Origin of the sequence: Wukongibacter baidiensis (assembly GCF_050888315.1) — a bacterium.
Taxonomy (GTDB): domain Bacteria; phylum Bacillota; class Clostridia; order Peptostreptococcales; family Caminicellaceae; genus Wukongibacter; species Wukongibacter baidiensis.
Genome location: NZ_CP138202.1, coordinates 4800934 through 4816478, shown reverse-complemented (window position 1 = coordinate 4816478; position 15545 = coordinate 4800934). Strand labels below are relative to the sequence as shown.

The following is a 15545-nucleotide window of genomic DNA, read 5'->3' as shown; positions in this document are numbered from 1 at the left end:
TTTCACTCCCTCCTACACTACTGCTTTAATCTAGGGTCTAACGCATCTCTTAAACCGTCACCTACAAGGTTAAGAGCTAGTATTGTAATCATAATAGCAATACCTGGGAAAGTGGTAACATGCCATGCATATCTTAAGTATGCTCTACCAGTAGCTAACATTGCACCCCACTCTGGAGCCGGTGGCTGTATACCAAGTCCAATAAAACTAAGTCCTGCTGTTGAAAGTATAGCACCTGCAACCCCTAAAGTACCTTGTACTATAACTGGTGCCAATGCGTTTGGAATTATATGCTTTGATATTATTCTAAAGTCGTTTGCTCCAATAGCCTTAGCGGCTTCGATAAACTCTTGATCTCTTATAGAAAGTACTGATGCTCTAACTATCCTTGCATAGGTAGGTACTGAAGATATACCTATGGCAATCATTAGGTTAGTAAGACTCGGCCCTAGGGCTGAAACGATTGCTATCGCTAAAAGTATACTAGGAATAGCTAGGAATATATCCATAATTCTCATTATTACAGTATCAAGCTTTCCTCCATAATATCCTGCTATAGCACCTAAAGTACCACCAATCATTATTGATATACCAACGGCTAAGATACCAACTCTAAGGGATACTCTAGCTCCCCAAACCATTCTAGCAAATATATCTCTACCAAATTCGTCTGTACCAAGTATATGTTCAGCGCTTGGTCCCTGTAATTTATTTACAAGATCTTGCTTTATAACAACTTCATCATAATCAGCTATAAACGGTGCAAAAAGTGCTGCTAATATTAATATAGTTAAAATGCCTAAGCCTACCATAGCCATTTTATTTTTCTTTAATCTTCTCCATACTTCAGCCCATTGACTTCTCTTTTTGTTTTTCTTCTTTTCTGCAGTCGCAGTGCTTTGTGCTACACTTGAAGCCATATTTATACCTCCTTCTCACATAGAATTACTTGCTGTATTGTGATTTTATTCTCGGATCAACATATGCATATAATATATCAACTAGTAAGTTTACGAAACTGAATGTTGTAGCCATGAAAACTACTGAAGCTAAAACCGTAGGAGTATCTTTTTGTCTAATAGCCTCAACTAGTAGTCTACCTACCCCTGGCCATGAGAAAACAGTCTCCGTAAGTACCGCTCCACCTAATAAATATCCGAACTGTAAACCAACTACTGTGATAACAGGAATAAGTGCATTTTTAAGGGCATGCTTATTTACAACTCGTTTCTCTGGAACACCTTTAGCTCTTGCAGTTCTAATATAATCTTGTCTAATAACCTCAAGCATTGATGAACGAGTCATACGTGTTATAATTGCTGCTGCACCAGTACCAAGTGTAATGGCTGGTAAGATAAGACTTGCCGGGCTTTCAAATCCCGCAAATGGAAGCCATCCTAATCCAACGGAAAACGTTAATATAAGCATTAGACCTAACCAGAAGTTTGGCATGGAAACCCCAAGTAGTGCCGCAATCATACTTATACTATCCATTAATGAGTATTGCTTTGTTGCGGAAATAATACCGACTGGTATACCGATTGCAACTGCTATAGCTACACCAACTGCAGCTAGTATTAAAGTATTTGGGAATCTTGCAAATATCTCTGAGAATACTTCCCTTTTAGTCGTATATGATCTACCAAAATCACCCTTCACTGCGTTTCCTACAAATCTAAAATATTGCACTAAGAATGGATCGTCTAATCCCATTTCTGCTCTAAGTTCAGCCACGGCTTCTGGTGGTGCACTTTCTCCAAGCATTAGCTGTGCTGGATCACCAGGTGTAAGTGACATGATTGTGAAAACTATAAAAGTAACGCCTAATAGTACCGGTATAAGAAGCAGTAATCTTTTTAATATATACTTGTGCATTATTATCCTCCCTTCAAGTTTTACAATTAAGACCTATTCGCCTTTAAATCTTGATTTATTTGTTTGAAAAAAAATGATACGAGTTTCTACATTTTTCCTTGAGTAATCTTAGATTATTAAAGCGAATATTTATAAATATTACGTTTTTGTATATCAGATTAACTTTTTGTAAATTTTTCTCTTCAAAGTAAAAGTAGGACCCTTATAGGTCCTACTTCTTACTATTTAATTATCAAAGTAAATATACTTAATATTATTCGAAACTTACTTCGTAGATGCTGTGGTGTCCTGCTGGATGTAATTCAAATCCTTTAACAGTTTTTGAAGCTCCAACATTTTGTGTTTGATAGTATAGCATTACATCTGGTGCTTCGCTTACTATGATTTCTTGAGCTTTTTTATAAGCTTCTGCTCTCTTTTCTGGATCTATAGCAGTTCTACCTTCTTGTAAAAGCTTATCTACTTCTGCATTAGTGAAGTATGTTCTGTTACCTGCTCCACCATGTTGTGAACTGTTGTATAATGCATATAGTCCGTAGTCAGGGTCTGCAGTTACAGTAACCCATCCAAGTATGAACATATCATGCTCACCCTTAGCAGTTCTCTCTAAATAACTTCCCCACTCAAGTGGTTCAATTGTAACGTCGATTCCGATTTCTTTTAATTGTGCTTGTGCGATTTGTGCAATTTGCATTCTTATTGGATTATCATTAGTCCATATTGTAGTCTTAAATCCGTTCTCATGTCCAGCTTCTTTTAATAACTCTTTAGCTTTTTCTACATCGAATCCGTATGGCTCGATAGCATCGTTATGTGCGAAAACTCTTGGTCCTATTGGAGAGTTAGCTTTTTGTCCAGCACCATTTAATACTGCTGAAATGATATCGTCAGCGTTGATAGCTAAGTTAATAGCTTGTCTTACTTTTACATTGTTAAATGGTTCTTTTTGAGTGTTCATACCAATGTAGTTCATTGATAATGATGGTCCTTCGATTAATTGTAACTTTTCATGGTTTGCAACTCTATCTTTATCGATTGGCTCGATTTCATAAGCTATATCTAATTCACCAGTTTCAAGTCCAATTGTTCTGTTAGTTCCTTCAGTAATATTTCTGAAAACAACTGTCTTAACATTTGCTGCACCTTTATAGTAATCGTCAAATCTTTCTAATGTTATCTTGTCACCAGCGTCCCAGCTTACAAACTTAAATGGACCAGTTCCTACTGGATTTTGTCCATAGTTTTCTCCAGCTTCTGTTACAGCTTTTTCGTTAACAATTGAAGTTGCAGTATGTGATAAGTGAGCTAAAAGTGGTCCAAATGGCTCTGCAGTTTTGATGATAACTTTGTAATCGTCTGCTACTTCTACAGATTCGATAGCTTCAACGATGTGAGCTACTTTTTTAGATGCTAACATTCTGTCTATTGAGAACTTAACGTCACTTGCCTTTAATTCTTCTCCATTATGGAACTTAACGCCTTCTCTAATTTTGAATTCCCAAGTAGTGTCATCTACTTGATTCCAGCTTTCAGCTAGACCAGGTACTAATTCCATATCTACAGTTGATTGAACTAAAGTATTGTATATTTGCTTACTTACTCTTGAAGATGGTTGATCATTTGTTGCATGTGGGTCAAGAGACTTAGCATCTGCACCTTGAGCAACAACTAAAGTATCCTTTACAACTGGTGCTTCTTCTCCACCTTTGTTTCCTTCTTCAGCTGGTTTATTTCCACCGCATGCAGTTAATGCTAATGTGAAAATCATGATAGCTGATAAAATCATTACTAGCTTTTTGTTTCTGAACATAACGTTTTCCTCCCTAAAATAGTTAAATAGTTTTTTGCACATTTTGCACATATTAAATTTTAAGGGGCCCCTATAAATTTTAAACAAACTTTAAGTAAATAAGTAAAAGCTGTTGCATTAAAGAAATATCGATAGTGATACTATTAAGAAATAGTTTTTTGATTTGTTAAACGTCAATGACTTGAATTTTCAAACAATTCGAATTGTGTCGATGCTTTTCGACACTACTAATCATAAATAATTTTGGCCGAAAAAGCAATAGCTTATAGCCTTCCACAATTATCCACAACAACCAACCTATTATAATTACAGCCTTATAAAACTTTTTAATTATTGTTAATATTATTGTCAAAAATTTAATACTTTACTAAGGTTTTTATTTCCAAAGCTAGTATTTTCAAGGTTTATAAGAGTTTTTTTCTACATATTAAAATATCCTGACTTATTTTGTAAAATAACTCAGGATATTTTAATATGTAGTTGCTACAAAGACAGTATTTAGATTTTTCTTTTTAATTGTTTAAATATTAAAAACAGATCTATATAAGTTACGAAAACTCTATTGTATATAGTAGAACTATTATGATGAAGCATCTTTCTTAGACAGGTATTTCAAATAGAACTCCAAGGACGATCTTATTAGAGCTCTTTCATAGATATTATCACTCTTTATAGATAGGGATTGGGAATTTTTCTCTAACAAGACCTTCATAAAGGGATACATCTGCTCTCCATAAACCTTCATTGATTCCTTAGGATGTACTCCAGGCCATGCATTACAGCTTACAACTGTTCTTCTATTTGACTTCTTCACCCCATTAGGTATTGTATTATAGAGGTCATCATCGGACTCTATAATATACTTTTGTAAGCTTCCCGTTGGTATTCCCTCAATACCTTTTTGCTGCATCGGTTTAGCCTTATCATCATAGGGATCCGCAGTTAAATCTAGTATTATTGCATGATTCGGCATATAGGCGATAAGATCGTTTGGCACTATTATTTTAGATGGGTCTCTTCTTTTGCTAGCATCAACCAATATATCAGTTTCCTTCAGTATTGGTATGAGGGCATCTGTATCCCTAGTAATACTTCTAGAAAGCACTTTTACCACAAGTCCTAGAACTTTCCTATCATAAAATTCCCTATAGCTTAGTTGATTAAATGCTTGTAGGGCATTTACACCTACCCGTCCAAATCCAATAAGGGATACATTTATGGGCTTTCTATTCTCAGAATAGAAATCGGCCATGGTTTCCTTCAATTTATTAAAGGCTACACTAGCTCCAGCCATGGAAGTTCCCCAATAATTTACGACCATCCTTTCATTCTTATCATCTACCATGGAATCCATCGAATAACATATTATCTTTTTCTTTTTTAATAAATCATTTCTGACAGGTCTAGTCCCATAGTGAAGCATTGAGATAAGTACTGATCCTTCCTTCATCTTTATTATGTCCTCTTCATTTGGCGCCCTAAGAATTATCACTATATCCTGCTTATACACCTCATCATGTGATACAATCTTTACCTTTGAACTACCTCCTTGATAATCTTTCTCTGAAAATGCCATATCCTTTCCGTAGCCCACCTCGATATATATTTCTAAATCTTTTAAGTCGCTTAATTTAGAAATGAAGTCTGGTAAAAAATCTCTTTTCTCTCCGGGCTTATGCATTCTTGGAAAACCTATAGTTATAATCTTTATTTCCTCCCTTCTTCTTATTATAGATGTGTGACATCAAACCTTATTCAGCTAAACGTCTCAGTCATAAATCTATAAATAAAAGCTTATAACTATAATATATGTAGAAAAATATGCACTAATCCCAAATTAGTCGTATCTTTTTAAAGTTCTATATATAGTGTTTCTAGAAATCCCTAGGATTTCTGCCGCCTTTCTTTTATTTCCTTTAGTTTCTTCTAGAGTCTTTAATATGAGTTCTTTATTTATATCCGATAATTTCTTAGGAGTATTTATTTTTTCAGAAAATGTATCATCCTGACATTGTAGTCCCGCTCTTAATAGCTGTTCCCTATTTATATATTCTCCATCACACATAAACAAGGATAGCTCAATAATATTCTCAAGTTCTCTAATATTTCCTGGCCAATCATAGGATAATAGAAGCTTTTTAGCCTCCTTGTCTATGCCTTTGATGTTCCTATAATCCTCCTTTGAAAATCGGTCAATAAAATAGTTCGAAAGTTCAATTACGTCATTTTCTCTCTCTTTTAAAGGAGGCAACTTAAGATACAGAACCTTTAATCTATAGTATAGATCCCTCCTAAAATTATTACTTTTAACCATATCTTCAAGATTTCTGTTTGTTGCAGCTATAATTCTTACATTAACATCTATTTTCTTGTTACTTCCTATCCTAGTAATAGATTTATCTTCTAGAACTCTTAAAAGTTTTGCCTGGAGATGAATGGGCATCTCACCTATTTCATCTAAAAACAGGGTTCCTCCGCTTGCCAGTTCAAATTTACCTACCTTACCTCCTTTTCTTGCTCCTGTAAAAGCTCCTTCGTCATATCCAAACAACTCACTATCGAAAAGATCCTTTGGAAAGTTGGCACAATTAATAGCTACAAATGGTCCATTTCTCCTTTTACTGTAGTTATGTATAGCCTGGGCAAAAAGCTCTTTACCAGTTCCACTTTCTCCTAATATCAATATATTTTTGTCACTCTCAGCAAATCTTTTAGCTAGTTCTATGCTTTCTTGAAATACTTTACTGCTTCCAATAAAATTTTCAAACTTATATATTGCCTCATAACCGGCCAATTCGCTAGCAAGCTTCATAGATCGTTTTATCCTTCTAAATATATCTATGGCGCCAACAATTTTTTTATTTCCGTCATAAACTGGGTAGGCTGAATTCATAAGATGAAATGTTTTGTTTCTGTAGTCTAAAAAATATTCAAAATCCATATATGTTTTCCCATTTCTTATAACCTGACTTAAAATTGCACTTGATGATATGGCCTCAAGCTCTTTGTTTATTATATCTTCTTTCTTTGCTCCAATCATATTACATGCTGACTTGTTTATATAACGCACTATTCCATCACTATCACAGGCTGAAATTCCATCATCTATAGAGTCTAAGTACATTAGGAGATTTTCAGTAAAAGAGTATTTCTCGTTATTGTATTTAAGTAATTTTAAAATAGAACAATTTAATTTATCTATCATCTTCCTATATTTTTTGTTATCAGCCTTTAACGATATAATGGCAAATCTATATCTACAATTATAATATTCTTCAATGAACTGTTTTGAAATATAGCAATATATACTTGTATCCTGATAAATCCTTATAAATACATTGTCCTCAATTATATTATTTTCTAAATTCAAAACTCTATTTTTAAATGTATTCAGACCTTTCTGTCCATCGAAAAAAATGTTTCGAACTCTCATTTCATTGTCTAAAAGTAAAATCATCGTTTCATCATCCAATATCATTGATGATGTTATATCAAAAAAATTTATCATTAACTCAAAATAGTCATTAGATTCACTGGTCTTTTTTTCTAACTTAGTATTCTCTTTTAAAAAACTCTTCAATAATCTACTCATTTTCAAACCCTCTCCATCTATTCATGATATGACACATATAGTAACATGTTGCTTTTTGATGCACTTCATCCTGTAATGCTATACATCCATAATCTATGGCTTTTTAAGTATGATATATGATAGTTATTTGCAAACTGTTTAAGACACTATGTGACTATTTATCGAACAATAGTAGTATTTGTCTTATTTACATAGAATATCAGCAAGTATTTAAATGCTACTTTTTGAAACACTTTCTCTTATTATATTTTATGCCAAGCAACAAAACAACTATTTTCTGAAAGCAGATTATCTTTTTTATTTCTATATAATAGCTTATTTCAATGCCTGTAGCTAAAGTAGCAAGTTAATCTACAGTAATTTTTCTCTTTGGCATATAAATTGCTCTTACACTAAGCAACTTTAAAAGAAAGGAGTAGCCAAATGGAATATAGCTTAAGACCAACCATTATTAACCTTAAAAAAAATAGTTACGCTCAGGAAACGAATATAGAAAGTTCCTATGAGATTCTTGATTGCTCTATAGGAACAAATCCCTTTGGATATTGTACAGAAGTAAAAAATGCTCTTTCAAACATTCACCATGAGATGATTAACTCTTATCCAGAATCCAATAATAAATTAAAAAATTGTATCATTAATTTTTGGCAAGACCTTATAGAGTTAGGAGATGAAAATATTCTTTTGGGTGATGGTTCAATCGATATACTTTATAAAACAAACAGATTATTCTTAGATAATAATTCAAAGGTTTTAGGTTATTCTCCACAGTTCAGTGATTATATCGATGATGTTACTAGCTATGGAAGCATATATGATTACGAGTTGATGTCATCGGAAAATAACTATAAATTTGTCCCTGAAGCTTTTCTTAGAAAAATTCAGACCACTTATAAACTTATTTATTTAGACAATCCAAACAATCCGACGGGGCAAATTATCTCAATTTCATGTATCGAAGAAATAGTAAAGCAAGCTAGAAGAAAAGGATTGTGTGTAATTATTGATGAGGCCTATGGAGATTTTATGGATAAAAGGAATTCAGCAATATCTCTGATAGAAAAGTATAATAATATATTCGTTTTAAGAACCTTTTCTAAAGGGTTTGGCCTTGCAGGTTTAAGGGGAGCTTATCTAGTAACATCAAAGACATTATCAAATTACTATAGAAAAATAACAAATCCTTATTCAATGAATTCTATTGCTAGATACCTAGCTATAATTGCCCTTAAAAATTCAAGCTTCATAGAAGAATCAAAGAAAAAGATCAATGACCTAAAAAGTAACGTTATAAATTCACTAGAAGGACTTGCTGTGCTTCATACAAGCTCTACCGTTCCAATTATGACAATCAAACATCCAGATCCTGAAGTAGACCTTCAAAAGGAACTTTTAAAACACAATATTCTTTCAGTTTCAGGTAGTGGATTTATTGGACTTAGCAAAAACTTTGTTAGACTTAGAATTCCACAGGAAGTCGGTTATTTGTCAAGATCTTTAGCAGCAGTAACAAATGATCTATAAATATTACATCATACCAAGTTAAAGAAGGTGAGAATTTATGAATTCAAAGTTTATAAAGGGAACAGAAATAATCCATAGAGATAGTAAGGTCTATCCCCGATTTACTCGGATACCCTATTATCCTCTTGTAATAAAAAGAGCCTATGGTGCAACAATAGAAGATTATGACGGAAACAAGTTTATCGATCTTCTTTCCGGTGCTTCTTCCTTAAATACTGGCCATAGCAATCCAAGGATAACTGAGGTAATAAAAAAACAAGTAGATGACTTTATCAGCTATACTGCTGCCTATTCCTACTCTGAGCCCCTAGTGGAATTGGCTGAAGAACTTACAAAAATTACTCCAGGCAATTTTGATAAAAAGGTAGCCTTTGGTCTTTCAGGATCCGATGCAAACGATGGAATGATTAAACTTGTACGTGGTTTTACAGGTAAAAAGAAGATAGTTTCTTTTATTGGAGCATACCACGGATCAACCTATGGCGCCCTATCCCTTACAGCACTCAGCTTGAATATGCGAAGAAAAATCGGGCCTATCTTATCTGAAGTCGAACATATCAGATATCCTACTTGCTATAGATGTCCATACAATTGTAATGTGGAAACCTGCAACATTGAATGCCTTAATGATTTTAAAAATGCTCTATCTACCTATCTACCTCCCGATGAGGTGGCAGCTGTTGTAATGGAGCCTATAGCAGGGGATGCTGGATTAATTGTTCCTCCAATTAAATATATGAAGGCTATTCATGAAATCTGTAAGAAAAATAATATTTTATTTGTAAGTGAAGAAGTTCAACAAGGATTTGCTAGGACTGGAAAATGGTTCTGTATAGAACATTTCAATATAATCCCGGACATCATAGTAATGGGAAAATCAATGGCTTCTGGCCTTCCTCTTAGTGCAATAGTTGGAAAGAGTGAAATTATGGACTCCCTCGATGCCCCCGCTCATCTTTTCACGATGAGTGGCAACTCTCTATCATGTAGGGCAGCTATAGAGACAATAAACATAATTAAAGATGAAGATTTACTAGAAAAATCCATCGATCTTGGTAATTACACAAGAAAGAGATTTAGAGATATGCAGTCAAAGTATGAAATAATCGGTGATGTAAGGGGATTAGGATTATCTATAGGTATTGATTTAGTTAAGAATAGAACTACAAAAATGGGTAATAGAGATGCAGCAGCCAAGATTTGTTATAGATGCTTTGAAAAAGGTGTGATAGTAATTTTCTTGGCAGATGGGGTGTTGAGGATTCAGCCACCGTTAGTTATCACAAAAACACAATTAGAAGAGGCCTTGGATATCATTGAAGAATCAATAGAAGAATATGTAAACAATGAAATTTCAAATGAAAATCTTGAAACCGTTATGGGGTGGTAAGTTGATTCATTTGTGACTGCTCTCATTATGAATAGTTGATATTTTAAAAAACAAAGAGGAGGATTTATATGAATTTTGTAAACTCTAAAACATTTAAGAAGTATTTTGTTCCCGGCATCGTTTTTCAATCAGTGGTTATTGCCGGAGGGTATGGTACCGGCCGAGAACTGGTTGAGTTTTTTCTAAACTTCGGTACGCTGGGTGGACTAATAGCAATGATTACTATTTCTACAGTCATTTGGTCACTAGTATGTGCTGCAACCTTCGAATTCGCAAGATTTTTTAAAGCCTACGATTATAGAACCTTTTTCTCAAAGCTTCTAGGTAAAGGATGGTGGGTATATGAAGCATGTTATTTTGTTCTTTTATTAATAGTACTTGCAGTAATAGCTTCTTCAGCTGGTAGTATTCTAAACGAAATATTTGGCATTAACTACTACATTGGAGTATTTGGCATGATGATCGGTGTTGGGCTTTTAGTATTTAATGGCTCTGAAGCAATTGAAAAGTTTCTATCCTATTGGTCCTTTCTCCTATATGGTGTATACATTTTGTTTTTAATTGTATGCTTTACTAAATTTGGTGATAATATTATCACTTCTATATCCAGTGGGTCTATTAAAGAAGGATGGGTTCTAGGCGGTTTTAAATATGCATTCTATAATCTAGGAATAATTCCTGCTGTTTTATTTTCCGTTCGCCATATTGAAACAAGGAAAGAAGCAATTGGATCTGGTATTTTGGCTGGATTAATAGGTATAGTGCCTGGTATATTACTATACCTTGCAATGATCGGTTTATATCCTGATATTCTAAAAGCTACTGTTCCTACAAACTATATATTACAGACATTAAATTCAACTACCTTCCAGTTAGTATTTCAAATAGTTTTATTTGGTACTTTAATTGAAACCGGTACTGGTTTTATATTTGCTGTAAATGAACGTATTTACTCAGTTTATAATGAAAAAAATACACAGATGCCTTCATGGATTACCCCTACCCTTACAATATCATTACTAGTTATAGGTACATTCATTGCTCAGTTCGGTCTTATAGGTTTAATTGCAAAGGGCTACGGCACTATTACATGGGGATTTTTTATCTTTTATGTTATTCCTGTTGTCACCATAGGTGTTTGGAAAATCATCCAAGTTCAATCTACAGCAAAGTAAAATAGTAAATAAAAACTTAGGGACATCGAGACCCTTCGTTTTGGTCAGATTTCTCTTCGAGAAATGACCTCAATAAAAAACCCTAAAAGCATGCTTTGCTTTTAGGGTTTTATTTGGTGCGGGTAGAGGGACTTGAACCCCCACGTACAAGACACTAGATCCTAAGTCTAGCGCGTCTGCCAATTCCGCCATACCCGCGAAATATATGTTGAACTCGCTTCGCTCATATTATCAAAGCGGTACTTCCCTTTTATTTGTCTTTACAGACAAATAAAACTGGTGACCCATCCGCGACTCGAACGCGGGACACCCTGATTAAAAGTCAGGTGCTCTACCGACTGAGCTAATGGGTCATGTATGGCTGGGGATACAGGACTCGAACCTGTGAATGACGGAGTCAAAGTCCGTTGCCTTACCGACTTGGCTAATCCCCAACATTATAATAAAATGGGGCGGCTGATGGGGTTCGAACCCACGCATGCAGGAGCCACAATCCTGTGTCTTAACCACTTGACTACAGCCGCCATGAAATTGGTATATATGGCGTGCCCACAGGGATTCGAACCCCGGACACACGGCTTAGAAGGCCGTTGCTCTATCCAGCTGAGCTATGGGCACATATATAATGGAGCGGGTGAAGGGGATCGAACCCTCGCAACCGGCTTGGAAGGCCGGGGCTCTACCACTGAGCTACACCCGCGAAAACTGGATGTTAAATGTTTTTATATTGGTCGGGGTGGCAGGATTTGAACCCGCGACCCTCTGGTCCCAAACCAGATGCGCTACCAAACTGCGCTACACCCCGATCAGCTGACGAAGATTATTATATAACAATTATATTACTTCGTCAATGCCTTTTTAAAATTTTTTTTCAGAAGAACAAATACCAAAATTTACTATCTAAATTCAAATAACTCAGTATGTATATGTACGTCTATATTTATAATAGCGTAGGAGGGTCTACTCCCTCCCCTTGGCCTTGATACACTTCCCGGATTCAAAAAAATTATGTCCTTCTCCTTAACATTTAACGGCATATGGCTATGTCCAAATACAACTATATCACAGTCGGTTTCTAATGCCTTATAATATAGCCTATCAAGGCTGTACTTAACATTATATTGATGTCCATGGGTTAGAAATATACGCTTACCATCAAGAGATATAATCTTTTCTAAATCAGCTTCATAATCAAAATCTGTATTTCCCTTTACAGCAATCACATCTATATCCAACATTTCCTTTAAGAGTTCTGCATCTCTATAGGTGTCCCCAGCATGAAGTAATAAATCTATATCTCCCATTGCCTTAATAGCACTCTCGGCACTGACGAGATCTCCATGGGTGTCACTTATGACTCCTATTCTCATGATTCTTCTCCCAATATATTTTCAAGCTCTTTTCTAAATTTCTCAAGAGCTTTCGCTCTATGGCTAATCTTATTTTTTGTCTCACTTCCAAGCTCGGCAAAGGTTCTATCATATTCAGGAACAATAAACAAAGGATCATATCCAAATCCATTTGTTCCCTTTTCTTCTAATCCAATTATTCCTTTGCACTCTCCTCTTACGCTCAGCCTTCTACCATCAGGAAAGGCCACTGAAATAACTGAAACAAATTTTCCACTTCTCTCTTCTGGTGAAACTCCATCAAGCATCTTAATCAATTTTTTATTATTATCATCATCAGTAGCATTTTCTCCTGCAAATCTAGAAGAATAGACCCCTGGACGACCATCCAAATGATCAACTGCTAGGCCAGAGTCATCTGCTATGGCTATTGTATTTGTTTTTTTCATGACTGTAACAGCCTTTATCATTGAATTTTCTTCAAAGGTTTCTCCATCTTCAACTATTTCAAGGTCTCCAAGACCTACTTTATCCATTGATATAAGCTCAATATCAAAATCCTCAAGCATGTCCCTTATTTCCTCTAATTTATGTTTGTTCTGAGATGCTAAAATCATCCTTATCATTGGTCCACCACCCTACTCAGTTTCACTTTCTAATACGTTTTTCTGTACCTCTATTAGCTCACTTATCCCCTTCTCAGCTAAGCTTAATAAATCTATAAGCTCTACCTTATTAAATGGAGACTCTTCTCCAGTTCCTTGTATTTCTACAAATTCACCAGTATCTGTCATAATAACATTCATATCTACCTTTGCAGTTGAATCTTCCTTATAACATAAATCTAATATAGGTGTGTCTTGAACTATTCCAACGCTTATTGCAGCTACATAGTTTGTAATCGGTAAGGCTTTCAGGGTACCTTTCTTGACTAATTTTTTTAATGCCTCTACTACTGCTACATATGCACCAGTAATAGACGCTGTTCTAGTTCCTCCATCTGCCTGAATTACATCACAATCAATCCATAGGGTGATTTCACCTAGTTTCTCTAAGTCAACAACACTTCGAAGTGCTCTTCCAATAAGTCTCTTAATCTCATGGGTTCTACCCTCTAGCTTACCCTTAGTGGCTTCTCTAAATTTTCTTGTCTGAGTTGAACCAGGCAACATTGAATATTCTGCTGTAATCCAGCCCTTTCCACTTCCCTTTAGGAATGGTGGAACCTTTTCTTCTATATTAACAGTACATATAACCTTTGTATTCCCCATTTCTATTAAAACCGAGCCATCTGGATGAATTAGATAATCCTTTGTTATTTTAACTGGTCTCAAATCTTCGTGTTTCCTTCCATCAACTCTATTCATAATCTTCTCCCTCCTATTGCTAACCAATATTCAAACCTAAACTAAATTGTATTTCTATATTATCTCCCTATACGTTATATATTTTATCATATTACCATTATATCTGTTACAAAATTTTACTTGTAGAGCTTAAATCTGGATTATATATATCGCTCTATTCTAATATCATTATTTCCAACTAATTAGTCTAGTATATTAAAAAGTTATTTTTTTTACAAAAATAAAAACTCAGGGACATCGAACCCCTTCGTTTTGGTCAGATTTCTCTTCGAGAAATAACCTCAAAATAAAAAAATCCAGGTTCCCCTGGATTTTATATTTTAATACTCATTTGCAAAGGTCGGTATTGCTGCTGGTTCTTCTTTTGCTACCTCTCCGAAGTTAATTTCTTTGCCATCAGCCATTACACTTATTTTTTCTACGATATTCTGACTTCCATAATACTCCTTTAAAGTTAATGCGATTGATTTTACCATATCCTGAGCTATACTCGCGTCTTTTATTTCTTTTATCTCTTCATTAAAGTCTACATAGGCCACACCATCAACGAGATCAACATTTCTAACCTGTAGACTGCTAGGTATTGTACTAAATAGACCTGAATCTTCTGATGGTCCTGCTATCAAAGTTTGAAGTGTCGCAACAGCTGTTGTCTCCTCAATATCCTTTGTTACAGGTACAAAATAATTATCCATTCCAGTAACAGTACCTTGATAATACACTATAACCTTACCCTTGTTCTTGCCATTTCCACTATAGTTTATATTTCTTCTTGCAAGAGGATTTGAAACATTTAATCCATAGGTAAGCTGCTTTGGTTGTTTCCCTTCAATCATTATTTGAACATTGTCTACTGTTGGAAACTCAGTCAATGTATATACTATAGCCTTTGCAATAGCAAGTTCATCTTCTTTACTTCCATAGTTTAGAAAGTCCGCCGTAAAGTCTACTTTACAAAGTCCTTCACTTATGTTCATACCTATAATTCCAGTATTCGTTGGCAGCACCGGAGCCAAACCGATATCCTCCATATCTGATCTATTAGCAGGATTATCTACTAGTGCTCTTATGGCAGCTTTACCAATTCCTTTACCTTCTGGCCATGGTATCTTTCTCATAACTGGAACAAGAAATCCTTTATCATCCTTATAATACAAAACTGTATTTCTTAAGTTCTGGTCATCTTCTGGGCTCTCAATAAGTGTTGGTACCTGCTCATTATCTCTGTTCAAAAATGCCTTAAGCATGCCAGTACCTTTCCATACCACCAAGCTCAATACCAAGCAAGCCGATAGTACTATTGCTATAAGTTTTTTACGCTCCATGTCAACACTCCTCCCTAATCAAAGCTGTATATTTAATTATATTAGGGGGGTAGTAATACTATGTCTATTTTTAAATATTGGTCCATAAAATTTTTTATGACTAGAACACATTTATCCAAAACTATTAGAACAATAAAA

Annotated in this window: 12 protein-coding genes and 7 tRNA genes; 3 read left to right on the top strand and 16 right to left on the bottom strand. The window is 34.8% G+C overall.

Annotation, left to right across the window (positions count from 1 at the left end; all coding sequences use genetic code 11):
• Positions 1-17 precede the first annotated feature (17 nt).
• From R9X47_RS21725 to R9X47_RS21705, 5 genes are all read right to left on the bottom strand, one after another.
• On the bottom strand, positions 18-920 hold the full coding sequence (locus tag R9X47_RS21725) for an ABC transporter permease (protein ID WP_432663175.1): 903 nt from the start codon (positions 918-920) through the stop codon (positions 18-20).
• A 25-nt stretch (positions 921-945) separates the two neighbouring features.
• Positions 946-1875, bottom strand: a complete 930-nt coding sequence (nikB, locus tag R9X47_RS21720; protein ID WP_432663174.1) for a nickel ABC transporter permease — start codon at positions 1873-1875, stop codon at positions 946-948.
• 253 nt (positions 1876-2128) lie between these two features.
• On the bottom strand, positions 2129-3685 hold the full coding sequence (locus tag R9X47_RS21715; RefSeq protein WP_432663173.1) for a glutathione ABC transporter substrate-binding protein: 1557 nt from the start codon (positions 3683-3685) through the stop codon (positions 2129-2131).
• A gap of 580 nt (positions 3686-4265) precedes the next feature.
• Positions 4266-5366, bottom strand: coding sequence for an alanine dehydrogenase (locus R9X47_RS21710; protein WP_432663172.1), 1101 nt, complete (start codon positions 5364-5366; stop codon positions 4266-4268).
• Positions 5367-5522: 156 nt separating this feature from the next.
• The gene (locus tag R9X47_RS21705) at positions 5523-7277 is read right to left on the bottom strand and encodes a sigma-54 interaction domain-containing protein (RefSeq protein ID WP_432663171.1); all 1755 of its coding nucleotides are present in this window, start codon (positions 7275-7277) and stop codon (positions 5523-5525) included.
• A gap of 423 nt (positions 7278-7700) precedes the next feature.
• Here R9X47_RS21705 and R9X47_RS21700 point away from each other — a divergent pair, with 423 nt between their 5' ends.
• The 3 genes from R9X47_RS21700 to R9X47_RS21690 all read left to right on the top strand — a co-directional run bounded on the left by R9X47_RS21700 (position 7701) and on the right by R9X47_RS21690 (position 11366).
• Positions 7701-8801 (top strand): pyridoxal phosphate-dependent aminotransferase, encoded by a 1101-nt coding sequence (locus tag R9X47_RS21700; RefSeq protein ID WP_432663170.1) that lies wholly within the window; start codon positions 7701-7703, stop codon positions 8799-8801.
• Between the two features lie 37 nt (positions 8802-8838).
• On the top strand, positions 8839-10191 hold the full coding sequence (locus R9X47_RS21695) for an aspartate aminotransferase family protein (RefSeq protein ID WP_432663169.1): 1353 nt from the start codon (positions 8839-8841) through the stop codon (positions 10189-10191).
• 68 nt (positions 10192-10259) lie between these two features.
• On the top strand, positions 10260-11366 hold the full coding sequence (locus R9X47_RS21690) for a YkvI family membrane protein (RefSeq protein WP_432663168.1): 1107 nt from the start codon (positions 10260-10262) through the stop codon (positions 11364-11366).
• Between the two features lie 114 nt (positions 11367-11480).
• On the opposite strand, the gene R9X47_RS21685 is transcribed toward R9X47_RS21690, so the two are convergent.
• The 11 genes from R9X47_RS21685 to R9X47_RS21635 all read right to left on the bottom strand — a co-directional run bounded on the left by R9X47_RS21685 (position 11481) and on the right by R9X47_RS21635 (position 15407).
• Positions 11481-11564 (bottom strand) — tRNA-Leu (locus tag R9X47_RS21685).
• Between the two features lie 79 nt (positions 11565-11643).
• A tRNA-Lys gene (locus R9X47_RS21680) sits at positions 11644-11719 on the bottom strand.
• Between the two features lie 5 nt (positions 11720-11724).
• A tRNA-Gln gene (locus R9X47_RS21675) sits at positions 11725-11800 on the bottom strand.
• A gap of 14 nt (positions 11801-11814) precedes the next feature.
• Positions 11815-11890: transfer RNA gene (locus R9X47_RS21670), tRNA-His, on the bottom strand.
• 17 nt (positions 11891-11907) lie between these two features.
• Positions 11908-11984, bottom strand: a tRNA-Arg gene (locus R9X47_RS21665).
• Positions 11985-11992: 8 nt separating this feature from the next.
• Positions 11993-12066 (bottom strand) — tRNA-Gly (locus R9X47_RS21660).
• A 28-nt stretch (positions 12067-12094) separates the two neighbouring features.
• Positions 12095-12171 (bottom strand) — tRNA-Pro (locus R9X47_RS21655).
• 91 nt (positions 12172-12262) lie between these two features.
• The gene (locus tag R9X47_RS21650) at positions 12263-12736 is read right to left on the bottom strand and encodes a metallophosphoesterase family protein (RefSeq protein WP_432663167.1); all 474 of its coding nucleotides are present in this window, start codon (positions 12734-12736) and stop codon (positions 12263-12265) included.
• On the bottom strand, positions 12733-13341 hold the full coding sequence (locus tag R9X47_RS21645; protein WP_432663166.1) for an XTP/dITP diphosphatase: 609 nt from the start codon (positions 13339-13341) through the stop codon (positions 12733-12735). Before R9X47_RS21645 ends, R9X47_RS21650 begins: the two co-directional genes overlap by 4 nt.
• Positions 13342-13353: 12 nt before the next feature.
• Positions 13354-14082 (bottom strand): ribonuclease PH, encoded by a 729-nt coding sequence (gene rph, locus R9X47_RS21640; protein WP_432663165.1) that lies wholly within the window; start codon positions 14080-14082, stop codon positions 13354-13356.
• Positions 14083-14402: 320 nt separating this feature from the next.
• Complete coding sequence (locus R9X47_RS21635) at positions 14403-15407, bottom strand: GerMN domain-containing protein (protein WP_432663164.1); 1005 nt, start codon at positions 15405-15407, stop codon at positions 14403-14405.
• Between the last annotated feature and the right edge of the window lie 138 nt (positions 15408-15545).

Bases quoted from the DNA above. Each gene is read 5' to 3' on its own strand.
- R9X47_RS21645 (WP_432663166.1), bottom strand. From the start codon at position 13,341: ATGATAAGGATGATTTTAGCATCTCAGAACAAACATAAATTAGAGGAA.
- R9X47_RS21695 (WP_432663169.1), top strand. From the start codon at position 8,839: ATGAATTCAAAGTTTATAAAGGGAACAGAAATAATCCATAGAGATAGT.
- R9X47_RS21635 (WP_432663164.1), bottom strand. From the start codon at position 15,407: ATGGAGCGTAAAAAACTTATAGCAATAGTACTATCGGCTTGCTTGGTA.
- R9X47_RS21725 (WP_432663175.1), bottom strand. From the start codon at position 920: ATGGCTTCAAGTGTAGCACAAAGCACTGCGACTGCAGAAAAGAAGAAA.
- R9X47_RS21650 (WP_432663167.1), bottom strand. From the start codon at position 12,736: ATGAGAATAGGAGTCATAAGTGACACCCATGGAGATCTCGTCAGTGCC.
- R9X47_RS21700 (WP_432663170.1), top strand. From the start codon at position 7,701: ATGGAATATAGCTTAAGACCAACCATTATTAACCTTAAAAAAAATAGT.
- R9X47_RS21710 (WP_432663172.1), bottom strand. From the start codon at position 5,366: ATGCATAAGCCCGGAGAGAAAAGAGATTTTTTACCAGACTTCATTTCT.
- R9X47_RS21715 (WP_432663173.1), bottom strand. From the start codon at position 3,685: ATGTTCAGAAACAAAAAGCTAGTAATGATTTTATCAGCTATCATGATT.
- rph (WP_432663165.1), bottom strand. From the start codon at position 14,082: ATGAATAGAGTTGATGGAAGGAAACACGAAGATTTGAGACCAGTTAAA.
- nikB (WP_432663174.1), bottom strand. From the start codon at position 1,875: ATGCACAAGTATATATTAAAAAGATTACTGCTTCTTATACCGGTACTA.
- R9X47_RS21690 (WP_432663168.1), top strand. From the start codon at position 10,260: ATGAATTTTGTAAACTCTAAAACATTTAAGAAGTATTTTGTTCCCGGC.
- R9X47_RS21705 (WP_432663171.1), bottom strand. From the start codon at position 7,277: ATGAGTAGATTATTGAAGAGTTTTTTAAAAGAGAATACTAAGTTAGAA.